This window comes from Saccharospirillum alexandrii, from assembly GCF_043641555.1.
Classification (GTDB): Bacteria; Pseudomonadota; Gammaproteobacteria; order Pseudomonadales; family Natronospirillaceae; genus Saccharospirillum; species Saccharospirillum alexandrii_A.
The window spans coordinates 277,435-298,906 of the sequence record NZ_JBHZRJ010000001.1 but is presented as its reverse complement, the minus strand read 5'-3'; the positions used below and the strand labels follow the sequence as shown (position 1 = coordinate 298,906).

Sequence of the window (21,472 nt, the reverse complement as noted above, 5' to 3'; positions counted from 1 at the left end):
AACGTCTGTTGCACACTGAAAGCAAGACCGAAAGCACAACAACCAACAATAAATAACACTACAACGACAAAAAGAGGTAAGAGCCATGCGTTTGAATCGCAAGCAAAAACTCATCGCAAAATGCGTTGGAGCCGTGACCGGTACTCTGTTAACCCTGGGCATGGGCATTGCCAGCGCGGAAGACTACCGTCTGCGCGCTGTCTCCAACGCCAATGAAAACGACGAAGATTACGATGGCCTGGTCGTGTTCAAAGACTTCGTTGAAGCCCAATCCAACGGTGCCATTGAAGTCGACATTTTCCTCGGCACCCAACTGTGCGGTAACGGTACCGAGTGCATGCAAGCCCTGGAAGACGGGTCGGTCGACATCTACATCTCCACCTCCGGTGGTGTGGCCAACATGTATCCGTACGTTCAGGTGCTGGATCTGCCCTACATTCTGAGCAGCGACCGCATGGCTGAAACCGTGCTGCGCGGTGACTTCACCCGTGAAATGCGCGATGCCATTCTGGAAGATTCCAACGACCAGGTTCGTCTGATGACCATTGGTAACACCGGCGGCTGGCGCAACTTTGCCAACACCCAGAGAACCGTGCGCACCCCGGAAGACCTGGAAGGTCTGAAGATTCGGACAGTGGTTGCCGACCTGCCGCAGGCACTGACCCGTGGCCTGGGCGCCAGCCCAACGCCGATCCCCTGGCCAGAGCTGTTCACCTCACTGCAAACCGGTGTGGTTGAAGGCTCCAAAAACGGCATCACCGACATCATGTCGATGAAATTCCCGGAAGCCGGCCTGCAGTACCTGACGCTCGACGGTCATGCTTACATGGCGGCCCTGTGGTACATGAACAATGACGTTTTCATGGACATGCCGGAAGACATGCGTCGCGTCGTTGTCGATGGTTTCGATGCCCTGCAGCAAGCCACTTTCACGTCACCGAAGCGCAAGTCGATTCAGGCATATCGTGACTTCGCAGCAGCCGGTGGTGAAGTCTATGTACCCACCCCGGAAGAGAAAGAACAATTCCTGCAAGCGGCCACCCCGGCGTTTGACTGGTTTGTCGAGAACATTGAAGACGGCGAAATGTGGCTGGACCTGCTGCGCAGCGAAGCCGAGAAAGCGGATGCCATGATCAACGAAAGCTACGAGCGCGATCTGAACTAAGAACTCATTATTGCTGCTTTGCCGCCAGTGCCTTATGGGCCTGGCGGTTTTTTTATGGCTGATGCATTGGGTTCAATGCCTTCATAAACGCCTGCACCAGCGGTGATTTAATCGCCTCGGGCGAACACACCCAAGAGAAAGACCGCACCAATGTCAGGTCCGTATTGAGCGGCACAAAACGGCCCGACCCGTCAGCATCAAGCGATAGGTGAGATAAACACCCTGCCCCAAGCCCGCTGAGCACAGCTTGTTTGATGGCCTCCTGCCGACTCAGGGTTAAGCGTATTTTCGGCTGAATGCCCGCTGCCTGCATGGCAGTATCGAACACCTCCCGGGTACCGGAACCGGGTTCGCGGACGATCCAGTCCAGGGTTTCCAGCTGTTCGACCGATACCGGCTTTTCATCGGCCAGTGGGTGACCCCGGGTTACAAACAGCGCCAAGCGGTCTTCCTGCCAGCGCCGAATCTGCAAATAATCATGCACGGCCGGCCCTTCGATCAGGCCAATCTGTGCCTGGCCGGTTTCCAGTTGCTGTAACACCCCCCGGGTGTTCTGAATATCGATGGCCGGGCGGATGCCCGGGTATTGCTCCGTCAGCTTGGCCAGCACCCCGGGGATCACATAGCAGGCGATGGTGGTGCTGGCAGCAATGCGCAACTGACCGGCCAGGTCATCGCCCGACCCTTCCGCCAGCCGCTGGCAATCGCTGAGAATCAACCGCACCTGCGGTAGGCGGTCGCGCCCAGCCGACGTAAGCACTAACTCCCGGCCACGGCGTTCAAACAGCGCCAGCCCCATCTGCCGCTCCAGCTCCGTGACGGCCTGGCTGGCGGCAGACTGGCTGATGGCCTGTTCTTCGGCCGCCAGGGTGAGACGCCCGAGGCGAGCTGTTGCTTCGAATATGGCCAGTTGACGCAGGGTGAAATTCATAAGCCAGGCCGAACTATCAGTTAAGTTATATCCATTATACTTATCATAAGCACCAAACTACAGTAACCGCACTTGAATGGGAGCTTTGTCATGGTGTGGATACTGGTAGGTTTGGCAGGCGCAGCCTTGTTGCTGTCTCAACTGCCGTTGCTGGCGGGCATTGGCCTGAGCGCCCTGCCGTTGGCCGTGCTGATCGGTGCACTCTATGGCAACTCACCGCTGGCGACCGAACCGACCGCCAAAACCAAGGCCGTGCTGGGGTTTGCCCAGCAAAAGCTGCTGCGCCTGGGCATCATTCTGTTTGGCTTCAACCTGAGTCTTGCCCAACTCGTCGCCGTCGGCTGGCCTGCCCTGGTGGCCGATGCGATCATGATCGTGGTGGTGCTGAGCTTCGGCATCTGGTTTGGCATTCGGTGCCTGAAAATGAGCCCCGAGCTTGCTTCGCTGGCTTCAGTCGGCAGTGCCGTCTGTGGTGCCGCTGCCATTATGGCCGCCAACCCGGTGATTAAAGGCCGAGATCAGGATGTGACCCTCGCCGTGGCGCTGGTGGTTATCTTCGGTACCCTGGCCATGTTCACTTACCCGCTGCTGTTCGCCTATTCCGGGCTCGACCCGGCCTGGTTTGGCATTTACATCGGCAGCACCGTGCACGAAGTCGCCCAGGCTGTCGCCGCGGGTCAGTCGATGGGTGCGGAGACCATGGAATTTGCGGTCGTCACCAAGCTGGTGCGCGTGATGATGCTGGCCCCCGTGGTGCTGGTGCTGGCTCAGGTTTTCATTCGTTTGCGTCAGCATGAAACGACTGACGCTACCAGAGCTCCATTGCCAATCCCCTGGTTTGTCTTCGGTTTTATGCTCGCTGCTGGTATCGGCAGCCTGGGTTGGTTGCCGCCGGCTGTTATCACGGCATTGCAATGGCTGGCTCAACTGGCACTGGCACTGGCTATGGTCGCCCTCGGCATCAAGGCGCGCTGGTGTGATCTCAAGACCGCGGGTTGGCGCCCGGTGGCTCATGCGGGGGTTTTGTTTGTGCTGCTGCTGGGTGGCGGGCTTGGTTTGACGTCGGTTTTGGTAACGATGTTCTAACGGGCTGTTGAAAATCATCGAGCCTTCCTGTCACGCCGGGCATCCAATCAACGCGTCTGTGAGTATACTGATGTATACATGCTTGCACGGACTGGTTAATGAACGCTTTGGATCCCTACTGGCGGCGGCTCTATGAAACCCGCCCCAATCTTACTGAGCACGCTGACGACCTGCCTGTAACCGCCCTAAACGCGGACCTTACCCAACCGGCCATCATCAATACCGAAAAGGCCCAGTGGGTGCCTTCCCCGGCCCCGGGTGTTCAGCGAATATTGCTGGAACGCAACGGTGGCGAACAGACGACGCGGGCCACCAGCCTGGTAGCCTATGAACCAGACAGCCAGTTTGCAGGGCATGAGCACCCGCAGGGTGAGGAATTTCTGGTATTGGCGGGGGTGTTCTCTGATGAGAACGGGGATTACCCGGCTGGTACCTATGTGCGCAACCCACCCGGGTCACAGCACAAACCACACAGCCAGCCTGGCTGTCTGATTCTGGTGAAGCTGCAGCAGTTCCGGCCCGATGATCGGAATCACCTTGTGGTCAGTCCGAGCCAGTCAACCGAATCCACCATTCTGTTTAATGACTACGAACAGGTGCATTGGTTGCGCGCGCAAGACAACCTGAAACTGACCGCAGAAGACCACCCCGGTGGCATTGAGCTGCTGTTGCTGAGCGGTGCCTGCGACTACGCAGGGCGCCCCTGGGGTGCCGGCACCTGGATTCGGTTGCCGGCGACCTCAATATCGACCGTGGAGCTGGCGGCGGGTGCTGAAGCCTGGGTCAAGACGGGGCATCTGGGTCAGTAACTTCATCTTGCCATCCGGTTTTGGGGGTCGGTGCAGGCCAGCGCCCTGTAGCCAACGCCCAAACCCATGTCAGTAGTACTTCAGCTCGGTCGACTTACCCCAGAATACGCGGTAGGCGAATACCGTGTAGGCCAAAATGAGCGGCAACACGATGGCCACCCCTACGCCAATAAACTGAAGCGAGGCGGTCGCGCTGGCGGCTTCGACGGCCGTTAACTGCCCGGGCACGACGTACGGGAAAAAGCTGTACGCCAGACCCAGAAAGCTCAACACAAACAGCAACGCCACGGCGACAAACGGAAACCAGCAACCGACGTCATCCCGGGTCGGTACCTGCTTCAGATATTGGTCAACCAACACCACCAGCGTTATGCAGATCAGTGGAATGGGGATCAGCAAAAACACCGCGGGCATGCTCAGCCAGCGCTCAGCCACATCGGCACTGACCAGCGGGTTCATAATACTGATGGCCGCAATACCCAGAGCCGCAAACCACCCGGCACGGCGCGACCAGTCCGCGGCCCGGCGCTGCAAGTCACCTTCGGTTTTCATCACCAGCCAGGCACCGCCAATGTAGGCGAAGGCGGCGGTCACACAGATACCACTGAGCACCGCAAAACCCTGCGCTACCCACCCTGTCTGAAACGCCAGTACGTACCGACCTAGCATATACCCCAGGGTTAGCGAGGCTATCAGGGAACCCACTTTAAACGCGTAATCCCAGAGTCGGCGGTGCCCGGTCACGGCTTTTGCACGAAAGTCGAAAGAGACACCGCGCAGAATAAGACCGATCAGCAAAAAGGCGGCCGGCAAATACAGTTCGCGTAGCACCAGACTGTGCGCCTGGGGAAAGGCGATCAGCAGAATACCGACGGCGAGCACCAGCCAGGTTTCGTTCGCGTCCCAGAAGGGGCCAATGGAGGCAATCATCTGGCTGCGGTGAAGCTCACTGTCCATCGGCAGTAGCAAACCGACGCCAAGGTCATAGCCATCGAGCACCGCGTAGATCAGAACGGCCAGTCCCATCAGCACCAGAAATATTTCGGGTAACCAGTTTGATATGTTCATCAGCGAGCCTCCTCAGGCGTTGCATTACCCTCTGCCGCGGCACGGGCTTCAAGCTCGTCGAGATCCACATCCGCCTCGCGTTCAAACTCCTCGACTTCAACGGACTTTCTGGCCATGTAGAACAGAGTCTGCAAATAGGCGAACAGCAATACGGCATAGAGCGTGAGGTACATTGCCAGGGACACACCTACCTGGGCACCCGGTACCGTGGTCACCGCCTCCGAGGTGCGCAGCACGCCTGACACCAACCAGGGTTGGCGGCCAATTTCGGTCACGTACCAGCCTGCGAGTGTGGCGACCCAGCCCGAGAAGGTCATACCGACCAGGGTACGCTGCATCCAGACCGGAACCTCGCCGCGCCGCCACAGAAACCAGGCACTCAGCCAACTTACGGCCAGCATTAACAGACCCAGACCCACCATGATCCGAAACCCAAAGAACAGGGGTTTCACCGGCGGGTGACCCTCGTCTACAAACTCATTCAGCCCTCTGATCTCACCGTTAATATCGTGCGTCAGAATGAAACTCGCCAGCCCCGATACGCCAACCTCGAGCGCGTTGGAGCGTGTTTCTTCATCCGGCCAAGCGAAAAGCAGCAAGGGTGCATTGCGCTCGGTTTCCCAGACCCCTTCCATCGCGGCAATCTTTTGCGGCTGGTGCTCAAAGGTGTTCAGGCCATGCAAATCACCCACGAAAATCTGCATCGGAATCAGCAGGGTGGCAACCACAATACCGGCACTCATCGCTTTGCGCGGTGCCAGTTTGGTATCGCCTTTCAGAAGCCGGTAGGCCGACAATCCCGCCACCAGAAAAGACGCCGTCAAGCCCGAGGCAATGAGCATGTGAGTCAGCCGGTATGGCATGGACGCATTGAAGATAATGTCCCACCAGCTAACCGGATGCGCCACGCCATTGATCATTTCAAAACCATCCGGCGTGTGCATCCAGCTGTTCAGCGCAATAATCCAGAAGGCAGAGAGCGAAGTGCCAATGGCAACCAGAAACGTTGATAGCGTATGCAGCCAGCTGGGCACCCTTTGGCTACCGAACAGCATGATGCCGAGAAAGGTCGCTTCCATAAAAAACGCGGTCAGCACTTCATAACCAAGCAACGGCCCGGCAATATTACCCACGGTTTCCATAAAGCCCGGCCAGTTGGTGCCGAACTGAAAGCTCATGGTAATGCCGCTGACCACACCCAGTGCAAAGCTCAGCGCAAACACCTTCACCCAGAACCGATAGATCCGCATCCAGACCGGATGCCCGCTGATTTCATGCCGTACTTTGAAGTAAACCAGAAACCAGGCCAGCGCAATGGTGATGGTCGGGAACAAAATGTGAAAGCTGATATTGGCGGCGAACTGAATGCGCGACAACATCAATACATCGGCCAATTGTGACTCCATATATCCTCCGGAAAACAGTTAACACTCAGTCATTGCCGATGGCTTTCTTTTTTGTTTTCGGTCGCAACCGGTCAGTCATTTCCAACACCTTGCCAACGCCCGACCCCAACCGCATCAGCGCCTGCAGATGTTCGGGTTTCATGTGCTGCATGTCGTCGAACCAGTGGTTAAACAGTTCCAGCAGGTCGTGAATTTCCTGCATCTGCTGGCGGGCGTGGTGCGGCATTTCATCCTGCTCACTGGCCATCAATTGGCTGCGCAGCATAGACAGGGTTGGGTCCACCTCCCGTTTTTTGCGTTCTTCCAGCACCTGTTGCGACAGCTCCCAGATGGTTCCGTTGGCCAAAAAGTAGTCTTTGCGGTCGCCCGGCTCACGGTGCGTGCGAATCAGCCGCCAGGAGTGCAGTTCCTTCAACGCCATACTGACGTTGCCGCGCGAGATGCTCAGCGACGCGGCAATATCGTCAGCCGACAGAGGCTCGTCGCTGAACACCAGCAACGCCAGCATCTGCCCCACGGTGCGGTTAAAGCCCCAGCGACTGCCCATTTCGCCAAAGTGCAGAATCATGTTTTCCAGTTCAGTGGTCAGCTTCATCGCGCCCTCTATCAGAACCCCGATCCCACACCTTTGATGCAGATCATCAGATTATTGAAGTTTCAGTATTTTCTGAAAGTTTAGAAAGATCTGAGCAAGATGCAAGAATTTTCAGGAGGCAGAGACGTAAAGGTGGCGGGATGTGCTGGGTCTTTAGCCATGGCCAGCTTTGTCCACGCCCGATGGTAGCCAGAGGGGCTGCCGGGTATGCTCATTGGAGGCACGCCGTAAATACATCCATGTAGGCTCGACAGCCCGCGTCCTGCGGTCTGAGGGCCTCCAATGAGCATACCCGGCAGCCCGAAGCTACTCCGTGCCGATTCAAATAGAACCAAATTCAAAGGCCCTGGCACCTAAGCAGAAACAACAGGGTCCTTCTGCTGCTGTAACTCATACATATGGCGATAGAGACCTTCTTCGGCCATCAGCGTCTTGTGGTGACCCTGTTGCTGGATGTGGCCCTGGTGGAGCACGACGATCTGGTCGGCTTCCATGACGGTGCTCAGGCGGTGAGCGATGGCGATGATGGTGATGTGGCCACGCAGCGCCATCAGCGACTGCTGAATCAGGGCTTCGGTGTGGCTATCGATGTTGGCGGTGGCTTCGTCGAGAATCAGAATGTCTGGCTTGCGGGCCAGGGTTCTGGCCAGGCTGAGCAACTGGCGCTGGCCATTGCTGAGGTTGCCACCGCGTTCGGTCAGTAGGGTCTGGTAACCCTTTGGCATGCGCATGATGGCGTCGTGCAATTGGGCCTGACGGGCAGCCTGCTCTACTTCCGCATCGGTTAGGTCCCATTCCAGGCGAATGTTGTCGGCAATGGTGCCCATGAAGATGAACGGGTCTTGCTGCACCAGGCCCATGCGCCGGCTGCGCTCGGCCGGGTCGATACGGTCGAGCGGGATCTCTCCGACGCGTACGGTGCCGAGTTCAACCGGGTAGAAGCCCATCAGCAACGACATCAGCGTGCTCTTGCCGGAGCCGGTGTGGCCGACAATGCCGACAAACTGCCCGGGTTCGATGGTGAGGTTAACATCGGTCAGCACCGTGCTGCGGCCATCGTAACTGAAGGCCTCGATTTCGAATTTAACCGACGCATCGCGCGGGCTTTCCGGATGAGTAGGCACGGGCACCGTCGATTCGTCGAGCAGTTTGAACACACGATCGGCCGAGACCAGCGCCTGCTGAAACATGTTCAGCCGCGAGATCATGTCGATGACCGGCTCGGTCAGGTTGCCCAGGTAATTCAGAAAGGCGTAGATAACGCCGACCTGAATCGCCCCGGCGGGGCTGAGGAAATCCCAGCCGAAGGCGAACAGCAAGCCAGCGAGCAAGGCCATGTAAACCAGGTCGACCAGGGCGCGCAGCATCAGGCCGTCGATCATGACATTGCGGATCTTGGCCTTGTAATGGTCGGTGCTGGTGGTTTCAAAGGCTCGGCTGAAGCGGCCTTGCTGATTCATCAGCTGAATCACCGACATGCCCTGAATGCCTTCATTCATGCGCGCGTTAATGTCACTGAGCAGGGTACGCACTTGCTGGAACACCGGCGTCGACAGCTTCTGATAAATCAGCATGATGCTGATCACCGCTGGCACCAGAACCACACAAATCAGCATCAGTTTCAGGTTCAGAAACGCCATTGCAATCAGAATGCCGGTCATGCGGATGCTGTTTTGAATCACCACGGAAATGACGTTGACGTACAAGTCTTTGATCGCTTCGGTGTCGTTGGTGATGCGGCTGATCAGGCTGCCGGTCGGGGTGTGGTCAAAAAACGCGAGTGGCAGGCGCATCACTTTGGCGAACACCTGCTCGCGAATGGTCTGCACCACGTTCAGCGCAATGCGGTTAAAGCGAATGGCCTGCTGGAAGAAGCACACCGCGGAAATCAGTTGTGCGGTCAGGTACGCCAGCACCAGACCCACCAGCGGTGTCACCGCCCAGTAACCCGGCGTCAGGAAGCTGTCGATAAACACCTTAATCAGGTAGGGGCCGAGCACGTTACCGGCGGTTGCCAGGGTGAGCAACAGCACGGCCTGAATCAGCATGGGCCGGTAGGCCAGACCGTAGCGCAACAAGCGGGTAAAGGTACCTTTCATTGGCCAGCCTCCACCACTTGTTCCAGTTGCTGGTAGGCAAAGGTGCGCTGGTACCAGCCCCCCAGTGCCAGCAGTTCCTGATGCGTACCGCGTTCGATGCAACGCCCCTGGTCCAGCACCAGAATCTGGTCGGCTTCTTCGATGGCGGTTAACCGGTGGCAGCTGATCAGCGTTGTGCGTCCGGCGCGGGCAGCTTTGAGGTGGGAGAGAATGCCTTGCTCGGTGCGCACATCAACAGCAGAGAGCGCATCGTCGAGCACCAGTACCGGGGCGTTAGTCAACAGGGCCCGGGCAATGGCAACGCGTTGCTTCTGACCGCCAGAGAGCGTTACGCCGCGCTCACCCACAAGCGTTTCATAGCCGTCGCTAAAGCGCAGAATGTCTTCGTGAATCTGGGCAATGCGGGCCGCTGCTTCGATCGCATCGCGGCTTGCAACCGGCTGACCCAGCGCAATGTTTTCCGCCACGGTGGCGGTAAACAAAAACGGCGTTTGCGGCACGACCGACAGATGCCGGCGCAAGTTGTCGAGTGTGAAGTCGACGACCCGCCGGCCACCCAGTTGGACGTCTGCACCCTCGCCTTCTTGAAGCCGGGCCAATAAATCGAGTAGCGTTGATTTGCCAGCACCGGTTGGGCCGACGATGCCGATCAGCTCACCGGCTTGAACCGATAGTGACAGGTCCTGTAATACCGGCGCCTGTTCAGGCGTGTGCTGAAACGCGTGAATGGTCATGTTAATGGCGGCATCGGCATCGCCGGTGAAGGTGCCGTTGTCTTTGATGTCCGGTTCGGTATGCATCAGTTCATCGATGCGTTCGTAGGCCGCCTGCCCACGTTCCACCAGGTTCAGCATCCAGCCGACGGCGAACATGGGCCAGATCATAAAGCCCAGGTACAGCGTAAAACTGGTCAGCTGCCCCAGGGTTAACTGGTCGTTCACAATGAACCAGGCACCGCCGGCTACGCTCAGAAAAAATGACATACCCACAGCCAGTGAAATGGCCGGGTCGTATTTGCTGTCGGTGCGCGCTACCGCGAGGTTAGCGGCATTGGCTTCGCGGGCAATGGCGTTGAACTGAGCGTCTTCGACGTTTTCGCGACCGAAGGCACGAATCAGCCGAATGCCGGAAATGCTTTCCTGGACCTTGTCGTTCAAGTCGCTGAAACGGGCTTGAGCCAGCCGGAAGGAGGCATGCAATTCCTGACCGAAACGCCACATGAAAAAGCCGACAATGGGCCAGGGCACCAGCGCAATGAGCGTGAGTTGCCAGCTGATTTGAGTGGTCATCACTGTTAATACCAATATGCCGGTCAGTGCGCCATCGAACAAGGCAAGTACGGCTTCACCGGCCGTCATTTCCACCGCCTGAATATCATTGGTGGCACGCGCCATTAAATCGCCGGTATTGTGTTTCTGGAAAAAAGACGATGACTGGCGGGTCAGGTGCCGGTATATATCGCGACGCAAGCGGTTCGAGAGTGCATAACTGGCACCGAACAACGACACCCGCCAAATGACACGCATCACATAACTGACGACGGCAACGCCGAGTACAATACCGACATTCAGCCAGAGCTGGTTTAGTGTGAGTGTCCCTTCGGCAATGCCATCAACCACCCGGCCGGTGATCCAGGGAGGAATCAGAACCGCAAAGCCGACGATGACCAGTGCGCTCACTGCAATGCAGTAACGGCGCCATTCGACTTTGAAAAACCAGCGTAATTTCCCGAAAACCGACACAGTAACCTCAATAACCGGGTTAGGCAGGCGGGCCAGAATAGGCAAATGCAACGGTTTTCGCTACTGCCGGAAGCACTATTTAATACACGCTTCACGTTCTGATTCTGTGACGCCCGCCGGGCAAGGGTCAGCGGTTTGTACCCCTACAATGATAAAGCCGATAATTTTTCGTCAAACAGGTCCATCCGTTAAATCGCGTGGCGTAAAACTGTGCACTCTGTCGCAGCCCCGGATATCCGTAGCCTTGTATTGGCGAACATCCCTTGGGTTTTGCAATCAGGCCCTCAAATGAGTGACAGGTCATCGATTCATCAATGTAAAAATGGAGTGCTTATGAAAAGCCCAATCTTAACGACGTTACTGGCCCTGATGTTTGCACTGGGTCTTGCCGCTTGCGATGAACCAAGCGAAGGTGAACAGGCGGCCGATGCCGTTGAAGAAGCAGCCGACAATGCAGGCGATGCATTGGAAGAAGGTGGCGACGCGATCGGCGATTCCATCGAAGAAGCTGAAGACGAAATTGAAGATTAACTGGTTTCTAGTGTGAGTTCGGCGGCCAATTGGCCGCCTTTTTTATGCCTGAATTTATTCTGGAACCTCTGAATAACCCTGACAAAAACCTCGCTATCAGTAATCGTTTTTCCAGTTCAATTCAACGCCACCGGCACCAAATTGCCCGCGGGTATAGAGTTCAGCGTTGATGCGAGGCGTAAGTTGAAATTGCAAGCTGCCTTCCAGGCCTTGTTCGGCCCCCACTCCCGATTCCACTTCCAGGTAAATGCGGTCGCTAAGGTACTTGCCCGCTTGCACATTCACACCCGATTCACCTTCCTCGTTGGTGCCACTGTCGAGTGTCAGCGCATCGAGGCCGAGCAGATCGCGGGTGGTGCCAAAGACATCCAGCCCACTGCCAGGGTTGCGTAGACTGTTCAGTGCTGCCGCCAGTTGCACCGCTTGCAAGGCCGACATTTCAGCAATACTGCGACCAAAGAGTAATCGCGCCAGCAATTCATCATTCGACAGCGACGGGGTTGATGTCAGGTTCAGGCTTAGCTGACTTTGCGTGCCCTGAATGTTCAGGTTGACGGTGAGGTCGGGCCCTTCGTAAACGGCGAGAATATCCAGCAACAACTGACTGCCCTGCACTTGAATGTTGCCACGCTCAATCTCGAAGTTTTTCCCGAATGCGGTATAGGTACCGCGAATAACCTGAAAGCGCCCGCCTATCTGCGGGTTCGCCAGGTCATCGGTAATGTCGAGTTCACCCGACAGTTCCGCCGCCAGGCCCTGGCCGTATATTTGCGCACGGCGCTGGGCCCGGAGCCGAACTTCCCATTGCCCGTCTGGCGCGAAGGCACTGCGTTGCCGCGCTTCTTCCTCGGCGGCTTCCTGCTCGGCATCACGAATGACATTGAGCGTGGGAGCGCCACTCTGCAGCAGTGAATTAAGCTGGATAATCAGTGGTGAGACATCGAGCAAGCCTTCGATGCGCAAATCACGCCAGGGGCCGGTGACGGTAATGGCACCGTCGATGGTGGCATCAACATCGGCACGGCGCACCAGGCGCGCGTTGTTGGCGTCGAATTCCAGATCCAGTTCCGGCATCCACCAGACGTCGCGATTTTCCGGCCAGTTCACATCACCGCCCAGAGTGACGTCGCCGCCGTTGGTATCGTTGGCGTTCAAGTTGAACTGCAGTGTGCGATTACTGGCCGTGAGCTCAGCACTCATGTCGGCCAGCACGGCGCCACTCGCTGCGTTTTCATAGCGGCCATCGCTGAGTTGAATGCTGCCCACCCATTCCGGACGTTCCAGTGTGCCAGAGACCGACAATCGGCCATCTACATTGCCGGTGAAATCCTGATCGGGGCGGTTGCGCAGCAGCGGTTCGAGCACGGTGGCATTCAAGGCCAGCTCGGCCTCGGCGGTAAAGGGTCTCTGGTAAAGAGGGCCTGCCCAGTCAGCCAGTGCGGTTTGCTCGGTACTCAAATCGAGCAGCAGACGCTGCACTTGTGATTCACGAACCCGTGCCTGCAGGTGGTGGCGACCCGAGTCGGTTGACACGTCTACTTGCACGTCCAGTGGCCACCGGTTCGATGCCCATTCCAGGTCGGCGGACACCGCTGGCTCATCGGGGGTTCCCGACACCTGCAAGACGCCCTCGATACTGCCAGCCCAGGTGCTGTTGGTGCCCAGCCAACGCTCGGTTTCGGGCACCGACAGCTCGGCCTGCAGGTCGACTGAACGACGCGTGCCCTTGCCGCTCACCCGAACCTCACCGCCCGGGCCAAGGTCTGCATAGGCGGTGGTGATCTGCCAGTCATCCATTCTGCCGGCAGCCACCAGATTTAGCTTCCAGCGATCGTTGCCACTGCCGTTCACCATAAAGCCGGCCCACTCACCGCCGGCGTTCAATTCGACATCGACTTCAGGGTCGGTCATGGCACCTGAAATACTCGCCTGCCCGTTGATTTCACCATTGAGTTCGTCATTGAGGGGCAACCCCAGGACGCGCAGCCGTTGCAACGACACCCTCGACAAACGGGCATCGCCGTCAATCTGATCGCCCTGGTTTTCCAGGTCCAGTTGCAGCAAGGCCGCGCCCCAGGTTACCTCGGCCTGATGCATGAGCCGGTCGCCCAGGGTACCGCTGCCCTGCCAGTCGAGGTCGTAGTCATCACCCAGATACTGACCGCGGGACTGAACCTGGCCTTCAATGGCGAGGCTCGGCCAGCTACCTTGCACGCTGACGCGGGCAGAGCTCTCGCCGCTCAGGGATTCCAGCGCCAGGCTGTCACTCTCTGGCAGCCAGGGCGTTATCTGGTCCCAGCCGAGGTTGGTCAGCTCGGTGTCGATATCGAACGTCAGTGGCGACAGCTCAATCACACCGGAGGCCGTTAACTCGCTGTCACCCGATTGCAGCGCCAGCGAAGCGAGTGTCAGTTGCTCGGGCGTCAACTCGGTGACCGAGGCCGTTAACGTCAGCGCCGTAGCCTCGAACTCGCCGTCGAAGTTCAGCTCGGCGGTAACCCTGGGTGCGGTTAAATCGCCTTCAATGCGGCCTTCTGCACCGGCACGGCCGGTCAAAGAGGCCAGGGTTTCAGGCAGGGTAAAGGGCAGGCGGCGAACATCGTCGAGCGTTAGATCGCTGATGGCATAGTCACCGTCAATCTGGCGGGCAAAGGGTTGCAGCTCACCGGTAAAGGACACACCGAGTTCCGACCAGTCGAGACTGGCCTGTCGAATCTGCCAGCGCTCACGGTTCTGTGCGGATATATCGGCCGCTGCACGGACCGGCTGGTCGAGCCAGCGACCCTCGAACACCAGATCCGCCGTTACCGCCGGCTCCAGCCAGGCGCCCGATACCTGAACCTCGCCGGTGGTGTTGCCGGTGAGGTCAGCAAGCGGGTCGGGCAAGGCAGGCAGAAAGGGGCGAAGGGTCGCCAGGCGCAAGGCGCCGACCCGGGCGTTCAAATCCAGTGACTGCTGCTGCCAGTTAATCTCCCCGGCCAGTTCTGTTTCGGTGTCGGCCAGTTGTATCCGGCTCTGACCGAGTTGCACCCGGGTCAGGTCGAAGCGCTCTATCTGCAACGCCGCTGCCAGTGTCTGGTTTTGCCACCGGCCTTCCAGGTTCAGGTCGCCGCTGGCGACCGGGTCGGTCGCGGTGCCGCTCCACTGCAGTTGGCCGCTGACGCCCCAGTCCTGTTCAACGGGCAGATCAACACCGGCCACTTGCAGCCAGCTGGAGCGTATATCGAGCAGTTCGGTCGTCGCATCCAACGCCAGGGTATCCAGCTGCAGCCGGCCCTGGGCGTTGATGTCGCCCGCCTCGGTGGCCAGGCGGGTACCGCTCAGTTCAAGCTGTTCCCGGCTGGCGCTCAGGTCGGTTGATAATTCGAAGGGCTCCTGCTGGTAGCTCCCCGCGGTTTCGATACGCCCACTGAACTGCGGGTCGTCGAAGGTGCCGGTCAGGCGGCCCTCGCCCCCAGTATTCAGGGTCAGAGCCTCCGGCCAGGCAGCTACCCAGGGCTGCCAGCGGCTTTGATCGAGATTTTCCCAGGCCAGTGTCAGATCCAGTTCCCGGGAAGCCCATTGCACCTGTCCTTCGGCTTCGACATTGGCCTCACCCCAGCTTATTTCGGCGGAGTCGATCTCGACCCCGGTGGCCGTAGCGCGGCTTTCCGTGTGAATGCTAAGCGGATCACCGCGCAGACGTCCCTCCAGCTGTGCATTGCCGTCGAACTGGGGTTGCTGCCAGCCACCGGTTAATTGGCCGGCAACGGACACCGTGCCAGAGAGGTCGGATACCGGAATGACATCGTTCAACAGCGCCAGCGGCAATGCATCGGCCTCGATGTCGAGGTCGGCCCGACGTGGCCCGACGTAGCCGCTGAGCCGCGCTGTCTGACCGTCGACATCCGCATTCAGTGGCGACAGATACAGGCGTGAATCGGCCGGGCTATAACTGACCTGGCCGTTGATGCCCAGGCGGTGTTCGCGCCAGGGCAGTGTCAGCGTTTCGATGTCTGCACGCCACTGGGATTCGACCTGGCTAAGGCGAAGATCCCATTCACCGACCAGGGGTTCGTCCAGCGGCCAGTCAATCCAGCTTGCCCAGGAGCCGTCAGCGGCGGCATTCAGATCGCCCCGGACGCTGAGCGAATCCACCGCATCTACGGTGACCGATGCCGACACGGCCTGATCATCGCCTTCCGTCAATGCCAGCGACAGGCGCGCCGGCCAACTGCCCCAGTTGACCTCTGCATCGGCCTCAATGGCGGTGCGCACCGGCTCCCGGCCAGGCAGGTGCAGTTCAAAGTCGGCAATCGACAGTTGTGCCAGCTGAATCGGCGGAATGCGATTCCAAACCGCCTGTAACTGACCAAGCGGATCGGCGGGTGCGGCAGCATCCGGTTCCGGTTCGGTGCCTGCGCCCCCGGGCACCTCAACGCGCACCTGGTCTGCCGTCAGTGCATCGATCCAGACCCGGCGCTGCCAGCTGTATTGTGGCTGCCATTGCAGGTTACCGGCCACGACGTCAACGCTCAGGCCGTCTTCGCCGACTTGATAGGTGAGGCGATCGAAGCTCAGTTCATCCAGCGCCGCCCAGTGTGGATTCTCGATCCGCAGTGTCTGGCCGACGAACACCGGCAACCAGCGCTCAGCTTGCGCCAGCAGCGTTAACCGGCCGGTCTCGGTGCCGAGTAGAAACGCCAGACTCAGGGTTAGAATCAGAACCAGGCCAGCAAGCGTGCCCAGGGCAATGAGCCAGGCGCGACGGGCAACGGTGCGCAGTCGAATCGCCATCAGAACGACTGCCCGAGGCTGATGTAGATCTGAAACGCCGGATCGCTGTCGCGCCCGTTAATGGGGAAGCCCAGGTCAAAGCGAATGGGCGCAAAACGGGTAAAATAACGCACGCCAAAGCCGGCGCCGTAGTACCAGTCGGGCTGTTTGGCCGGGTTCCAGTCTTCGCTGATGCTGACGGCATCGCCAAAGAGGACTGCGCCCCAGTTCTCGCTCAGCTGACCGCGCAACTCCAGGCTGCCCTGCCATTGATGGGTACCGCCCACATCACCGCCTTCAAGACCAATAGAACGGTAGGGGTAACCCCGCGCGGAACCGCCACCACCGCCCAGCAGGCGATCTGAGGTGGGAATGCGGTCGAGGTCGGCCGAGTCGTTGAAGGGCCACAGCGATGTCCACTCCAGCCGGTTGGCGAGCACCAGCTCATCGGTCAGGTCGCGAAAACTGGACCAGCCCAGGTTGCCGACGTAAAACGGGTCGCTTGAACCGTTCAGACTCCAAACCGGCTCAAGGCCAACGCTGTAGCGCAACCCTTTCTGGGGGTTAAAGTCGTTGGGGACTGAATCGTATTCATAGGCCAGCGGGATCCGGATCAGGCTGAAGGTATTCCATTCATCGCCGACCCGCTCATCACTGCGCCGGTAGGCCACGCCGTAGCGGTAGGTATCGTTGCGCGAGGCGCGCCGGTCGATTGTGGCCCGGCTCTCGCCGATGTAGAACTCATCGTCGTCCGGTGTTTCGTGGGTGAGGGTGTTGTTCCATACCAGGGTGTTGCGCGCGTCCAGAAAACCGGGCAGCGTCAGCTGAATATTGCCGCTCTGGCGATCCCGTTGCCATTCGGCGCCCAGTTCAAGCCATTGCGCCCGCCCCGCCAGGTTGCGGTGCTCCCAGCCGGCCCTCAGGCCAATGCCCTGGTCTGTATCCCAGCCGATACCGGCGCTGAGCGTTCGGGGCTCGCGCTGGGTCAGCTCAAAACTCACATCGACTGAGCCATCCTCAGAGCGGTTCAAATTCCGCCGGACTGAGGCGAATAACTGGGTTTCATAAAGATTGATGATGGCCTGGTCGATATTGGCGCGGCTAAAACAAACGCCCTCCCGCAGGGCCGTCTGACGGCGCAAAAACGCTTCATCGACCCCTTCCTGACCAGTAAAAGTTACCTTTCCCTGAGTTGAGGGGTCGGCCGCACTGACCTGGTAGGTAACCTCACCGCCGTCATTCTCTGGCTGAAGACGCACCTCATGGCCGACGTTCAGGGTGAAGTAACAGCTGTCGTTATCGATGATGGTCTGCAATTCGGACTGGTCGGCCAGAATCGCCTCGGCCACGAGAGGCTCGCCCTCGCCGGACAGCGGCCAGGTGTCGGGCAAGGTCACCTCAACGCCCTCAACCCGAACACTCAGCACCTGATACTCCGGGCCGGTATCAATGCGGTATTGCACCCGCTCCTGCACCTCGCCTTCGGTCTCTCCGGCTTCTTCAATGACCCGATGAATGATCTCGGCTTCATAGTAGCCGTTAGACTCCAGCACCTGGCGCATCTGCTCGCGTTCGCCCTGAGCCAATCGGCTGGCACGTGGGTTCAGGCCAATCGAACGCAAGGAGTCCCGATAGCCCTGTAATTGATCGCGCAGGTCGTTACGCAGGCCCCGGTTACCCGGTGACACCTCGATATCATTGCGCGCGACCGTGGGCAGTTCAGCTGCCTGAGTCGGTACCAGCGCCGCAAACGACAGCAATGCGCTCACTCCCAGAGCCCGAATGCTGCTGTATCGACTGTTGTGTCGACGATGAGAAATAATGTTAGCTCCTGAACCAGAACGCCCGGCACTCTGAGCATTGAAACACAGCTACCAGCCTACCAGGCTGTGCTGAACCCCGGCTGAAGCACCTGCTCTCGCCGGATGATATAGCGGCTCCCTCTTGCCATATTCTTAAAAGTAATTTCACGCCAATCATTTATAACCTTAAACTTCGATGCCTTATACTCTGATGGGCCGGACCGGTTACCGGCGTACCGGGCCATACACTCTCGATGTCGAGTCCAGAGACTGCGACCGCTGCGCGCTCCCTGGCCAAACCAGCAAGGACCTTTCATGAAACGCGATAAAAAACGGGTTGAAGGTGAAGTCTGGGGTGAAGCCCACCTTGAAGACTACCTCAATTTCACTACTTATGATGGCACAGACCCGGATTTCCACTGCCTTTACCGGGCTTATACTCGCATGAACGAGGAGACATTCGAACGCTTTGTCACCCTGTTCCGGGAGCGGGGCCGCAACCTGAATGCCACCAACCTGGAAGGCCAGACCCTCGCCGACATCCTGCAAGACCACACCCAGGCACAAGCCTACCGGGATGAGCTGCTGAAGGGTTAACGCGGTTACACATCCGCCCAGGCACTGAACACTTCATCCAGCCGATTCGCGCCGATTACGGTCATCCCCTCGATCGGCTTTTTCGGCGCGTTGGCTTTCGGAATAATGGCTTTGCGAAAGCCATGCTTGGCCGCTTCGGTAATCCGCTCCAGGCCATTAGGCACCGGCCGCAGTTCTCCGTTTAACCCCAATTCGCCGAACACCACCCAGTCTTTGGGCAGGGGTTTGTCGCGCAAACTCGATACCACCGCCAGCAGCGTCGCCAGATCCGCACTGGTTTCGGTGACGCGAACACCACCGACCACGTTCAGAAACACATCCTGATCACCGGTAAACACCCCACCGTGACGGTTCAGAATGGCGAGTATCATCGACAAGCGGTTGGTATCGAGCCCCACGGCAATGCGCCGTGGGTGGCCCATGCTGGTACCATCAACCAGCGCCTGCAGTTCGATCAGCAACGGCCGGGTACCTTCCCAAACCACCGTCACCACCGAGCCGGGCGATGGCTCGCTGCTCTTGTTCAGAAAAATCGAGCTCGGGTTTTTCACCTCTTTCAGGCCCACGTCGAGCATGGCGAAAACACCCAGCTCGTTGACGGCGCCAAAGCGGTTTTTGATGGCGCGCAGGGTACGAAAGCGGCTGTCGCCGGAACTCTCCAGCATCACAGATGCGTCAATCATATGCTCCAGCACCTTGGGCCCGGCAAGGCTGCCATCTTTGGTGACATGACCGACCAGAATCAGCACGGTACCGGTCTGCTTGGCAAAACGGGTCAGCCAGGCGGCCGATTCACGCACCTGAGACACACTGCCCGGGGCCGATTCAACATCCGGCGCATGCATCACCTGAATGGAATCGATCACCAGAATCCGCGGCCGGGTTTCCTGAGCGGTTTCGGTAATGGAGGCCACCGAGGTCTCAGCCAGTATCGACAAGGCATCCATCGGCAGATTCAAGCGCTGGGCGCGCAGGGCAATCTGCTGCACCGACTCCTCACCAGAGACATACAGCACCGGTAACTGGCGCGCCAGATGACAGAGGGTTTGCAGCAACAGGGTCGACTTACCCGCCCCGGGATGCCCGCCAATCAACACCGCGCTGCCACTGACCAGCCCGCCACCCAGCACCCGGTCGAATTCGCCCATACCGGTCGGAATGCGCGCCTGCTCTTCCAGACTGACATCCGATAACTTCTGAATCTGGCTGCGACTGCCACTGAAGCCCGTGCGCTTGTCGTCCTGAAAATTAGGCTGACGTGCCGCCGCACCGGTGGCTTCACGAAACTCCTTCAGTGTATTCCAGGCCTTGCATTCACCACACTGGCCCTGCCATTTGGAATAATCGGCGCCGCATTCGGAACAGACGTATTGTGTTTTCGATTTGGCCAAGCCTTTGCCTCTTTGCTAACAGTATGAATGATAACGCGTGTGAATGATGAAGCTGTTGGGCGCTGCACGGCTGACGATGATACCCTATCTGCCGTCAACGACCACGCACAGGATAACCAGATGGAATGGGCACAACTGCTAACCACTGAACGCTACGGCCACCAGGCACTGGGCGCCGAAGAAGTGGGGCGCAGCCACTTTCACAAAGACCACGATCGCATCGTCTTCTCCAGCGCCTTTCGCAAACTGGGCGGTAAAACCCAGGTTCACCCGCTGGCCAAGAACGACCACGTTCACAACCGGCTGATTCACAGCCTGGAAGTCGGCAGCGTCGGTCGCAGCCTTGGCATTCGTGTTGGCGAGCGCATTCGCAGTCAACTGCCCGACTGGATCGAACCCGATGACCTGGGTGTGATTGTACAGAGCGCCTGCCTGGCACACGACATCGGCAACCCACCCTTTGGCCACGCCGGCGAATACGCCATTCAGGACTGGTTCAAGCAACCGGAAAACGCCTACCTGCTCGAACCGCTCAAGGCGACAACCAAGCGCGACCTGACCCACTTTGAAGGCAACGCCCAGGGCTTTCGCATCATCGCCCAGGTTGAATACCACCTGAACCGGGGCGGCCTGCGCTTAACCCACCCCACCCTCGGCGCCAGCATCAAATACCCCTGGACCGCCGAACACGCGACCAAAAAAGGCAAGTTCAGCGTGTTCGAACCCGAGCTGGCGATCATGCAAAAACTCGCCCACAGCCTTGGCCTGCAAACCTCGGAATCGAATCGATTCCAGCGACACCCGCTCAGCTACCTGATGGAAGCGGCCGACGACATCTGCTACGCCCTGATCGATCTGGAAGATGCGGTAGAACTGCACATCATCGACTTCGAAGAAGTCAGCAAGGTGTTCATGAACATTCAGGGCGGCTCCGGGCTCGACCTCGACGACGGCGACAACGGCATTTCACCTAATCGCCAACTGGCCGCGCTGCGCGGCAAAACCATCGGCATCATGGTCGATGCCGTGGTCGATACCTTTGTACGGCACCAGTCTGCCATCATGAACGGCATTTTCGACGGCGACCTGATCAGCCAGTGCCCGGACCACATCCGCAACGGCATTGCCCAGGCCAAAGCCCTGGCGCACACCAAGGTGTTTCTCGATACCCAGAAAACCGAAACCGAAATCGGCGCCTACGCGGTGCTCAGCACCCTGCTACAAGCCTTCATGACCGCCGGTTTCGAATTGCACAACAAGCAGGATTACCAGCAACTGAGTTACCGCGCCAAACGGGTTTTCGATCTAATGGGCATGGAAGCGCCGTCAGCAACCTGGTCTCCGGATGAGATTTACCACCGGCTGATCGATCACATCGCAGGCATGACAGACAATTACGCCAGTTACCTGGCCAGACAAATCGGCGGGCCTTCGCAGCCGCATTTTGTATAGAGGCTCAAGTTTGGGAGTTCAGGTTTTACTTCCTTCCCGGCAC

At 58.6% G+C, this 21,472-nt stretch carries 15 protein-coding genes; 6 read left to right on the top strand and 9 right to left on the bottom strand.

The features are described from left to right. Positions 1-85 precede the first annotated feature (85 nt). The gene (locus ACHUE7_RS01225; RefSeq protein ID WP_127557496.1) at positions 86-1,165 is read left to right on the top strand and encodes a TRAP transporter substrate-binding protein; all 1,080 of its coding nucleotides are present in this window, start codon (positions 86-88) and stop codon (positions 1,163-1,165) included. A 52-nt stretch (positions 1,166-1,217) separates the two neighbouring features. On the opposite strand, the gene ACHUE7_RS01220 is transcribed toward ACHUE7_RS01225, so the two are convergent. After that, a complete protein-coding gene (locus tag ACHUE7_RS01220) occupies positions 1,218-2,096 on the bottom strand; it encodes a LysR family transcriptional regulator (RefSeq protein ID WP_394168342.1) in 879 nt (292 codons plus the stop codon). Between the two features lie 90 nt (positions 2,097-2,186). Between ACHUE7_RS01220 and ACHUE7_RS01215 the strand changes: the two genes are divergently transcribed. Next, on the top strand, positions 2,187-3,182 hold the full coding sequence (locus ACHUE7_RS01215) for a YeiH family protein (RefSeq protein WP_394168341.1): 996 nt from the start codon (positions 2,187-2,189) through the stop codon (positions 3,180-3,182). Between the two features lie 98 nt (positions 3,183-3,280). Continuing rightward, on the top strand, positions 3,281-3,991 hold the full coding sequence (locus ACHUE7_RS01210) for a cupin domain-containing protein (protein WP_394168340.1): 711 nt from the start codon (positions 3,281-3,283) through the stop codon (positions 3,989-3,991). A 69-nt stretch (positions 3,992-4,060) separates the two neighbouring features. On the opposite strand, the gene cydB is transcribed toward ACHUE7_RS01210, so the two are convergent. The 5 genes from cydB to ACHUE7_RS01185 form a co-directional block, all read right to left on the bottom strand. Next, positions 4,061-5,059, bottom strand: coding sequence for a cytochrome d ubiquinol oxidase subunit II (gene cydB, locus ACHUE7_RS01205; RefSeq protein WP_394168339.1), 999 nt, complete (start codon positions 5,057-5,059; stop codon positions 4,061-4,063). Further along, positions 5,059-6,465, bottom strand: coding sequence for a cytochrome ubiquinol oxidase subunit I (locus tag ACHUE7_RS01200; RefSeq protein WP_394168338.1), 1,407 nt, complete (start codon positions 6,463-6,465; stop codon positions 5,059-5,061). Before ACHUE7_RS01200 ends, cydB begins: the two co-directional genes overlap by 1 nt. Positions 6,466-6,490: 25 nt before the next feature. Next, positions 6,491-7,060 (bottom strand): GbsR/MarR family transcriptional regulator, encoded by a 570-nt coding sequence (locus ACHUE7_RS01195; protein ID WP_394168337.1) that lies wholly within the window; start codon positions 7,058-7,060, stop codon positions 6,491-6,493. 353 nt (positions 7,061-7,413) lie between these two features. Beyond that, a complete protein-coding gene (locus tag ACHUE7_RS01190; protein ID WP_394168336.1) occupies positions 7,414-9,159 on the bottom strand; it encodes an ABC transporter ATP-binding protein in 1,746 nt (581 codons plus the stop codon). After that, entirely contained in the window at positions 9,156-10,952 is a 1,797-nt protein-coding gene (locus ACHUE7_RS01185; protein ID WP_394168335.1) for an ABC transporter transmembrane domain-containing protein, read from the bottom strand. Before ACHUE7_RS01185 ends, ACHUE7_RS01190 begins: the two co-directional genes overlap by 4 nt. Before the next feature lie 282 nt (positions 10,953-11,234). Here ACHUE7_RS01185 and ACHUE7_RS01180 point away from each other — a divergent pair, with 282 nt between their 5' ends. Beyond that, on the top strand, positions 11,235-11,432 hold the full coding sequence (locus tag ACHUE7_RS01180) for a hypothetical protein (RefSeq protein WP_394168334.1): 198 nt from the start codon (positions 11,235-11,237) through the stop codon (positions 11,430-11,432). Between the two features lie 96 nt (positions 11,433-11,528). On the opposite strand, the gene ACHUE7_RS01175 is transcribed toward ACHUE7_RS01180, so the two are convergent. Both ACHUE7_RS01175 and ACHUE7_RS01170 read right to left on the bottom strand, forming a co-directional pair. Next, positions 11,529-16,208 carry a translocation/assembly module TamB domain-containing protein gene (locus ACHUE7_RS01175; RefSeq protein WP_394168333.1) on the bottom strand — a complete coding sequence of 1,560 codons (4,680 nt, stop codon included), beginning with the start codon at positions 16,206-16,208 and terminating at the stop codon, positions 11,529-11,531. Next, a complete protein-coding gene (locus ACHUE7_RS01170; RefSeq protein ID WP_394168332.1) occupies positions 16,208-17,947 on the bottom strand; it encodes an autotransporter assembly complex protein TamA in 1,740 nt (579 codons plus the stop codon). Before ACHUE7_RS01170 ends, ACHUE7_RS01175 begins: the two co-directional genes overlap by 1 nt. Positions 17,948-18,304: 357 nt before the next feature. Here ACHUE7_RS01170 and ACHUE7_RS01165 point away from each other — a divergent pair, with 357 nt between their 5' ends. Beyond that, positions 18,305-18,586 carry a PA4642 family protein gene (locus ACHUE7_RS01165; protein ID WP_394168331.1) on the top strand — a complete coding sequence of 94 codons (282 nt, stop codon included), beginning with the start codon at positions 18,305-18,307 and terminating at the stop codon, positions 18,584-18,586. A 5-nt stretch (positions 18,587-18,591) separates the two neighbouring features. Here the strand turns inward: ACHUE7_RS01165 and radA are convergent, their stop codons facing one another. Further along, positions 18,592-19,977, bottom strand: a complete 1,386-nt coding sequence (gene radA / locus ACHUE7_RS01160; RefSeq protein WP_394168330.1) for a DNA repair protein RadA — start codon at positions 19,975-19,977, stop codon at positions 18,592-18,594. A gap of 39 nt (positions 19,978-20,016) precedes the next feature. On the opposite strand from radA, the gene ACHUE7_RS01155 reads away from it, so the two are divergent. After that, entirely contained in the window at positions 20,017-21,429 is a 1,413-nt protein-coding gene (locus ACHUE7_RS01155) for a deoxyguanosinetriphosphate triphosphohydrolase (protein ID WP_394168329.1), read from the top strand. Positions 21,430-21,472: the final 43 nt, after the last annotated feature.

Coding starts and splice junctions, on each gene's coding strand:
- ACHUE7_RS01225 (WP_127557496.1), top strand. CDS start 86: ATGCGTTTGAATCGCAAGCAAAAACTCATCGCAAAATGCGTTGGAGCC.
- ACHUE7_RS01220 (WP_394168342.1), bottom strand. CDS start 2,096: ATGAATTTCACCCTGCGTCAACTGGCCATATTCGAAGCAACAGCTCGC.
- ACHUE7_RS01215 (WP_394168341.1), top strand. CDS start 2,187: ATGGTGTGGATACTGGTAGGTTTGGCAGGCGCAGCCTTGTTGCTGTCT.
- ACHUE7_RS01210 (WP_394168340.1), top strand. CDS start 3,281: ATGAACGCTTTGGATCCCTACTGGCGGCGGCTCTATGAAACCCGCCCC.
- cydB (WP_394168339.1), bottom strand. CDS start 5,059: ATGAACATATCAAACTGGTTACCCGAAATATTTCTGGTGCTGATGGGA.
- ACHUE7_RS01200 (WP_394168338.1), bottom strand. CDS start 6,465: ATGGAGTCACAATTGGCCGATGTATTGATGTTGTCGCGCATTCAGTTC.
- ACHUE7_RS01195 (WP_394168337.1), bottom strand. CDS start 7,060: ATGAAGCTGACCACTGAACTGGAAAACATGATTCTGCACTTTGGCGAA.
- ACHUE7_RS01190 (WP_394168336.1), bottom strand. CDS start 9,159: ATGAAAGGTACCTTTACCCGCTTGTTGCGCTACGGTCTGGCCTACCGG.
- ACHUE7_RS01180 (WP_394168334.1), top strand. CDS start 11,235: ATGAAAAGCCCAATCTTAACGACGTTACTGGCCCTGATGTTTGCACTG.
- ACHUE7_RS01175 (WP_394168333.1), bottom strand. CDS start 16,208: ATGGCGATTCGACTGCGCACCGTTGCCCGTCGCGCCTGGCTCATTGCC.
- ACHUE7_RS01165 (WP_394168331.1), top strand. CDS start 18,305: ATGAAACGCGATAAAAAACGGGTTGAAGGTGAAGTCTGGGGTGAAGCC.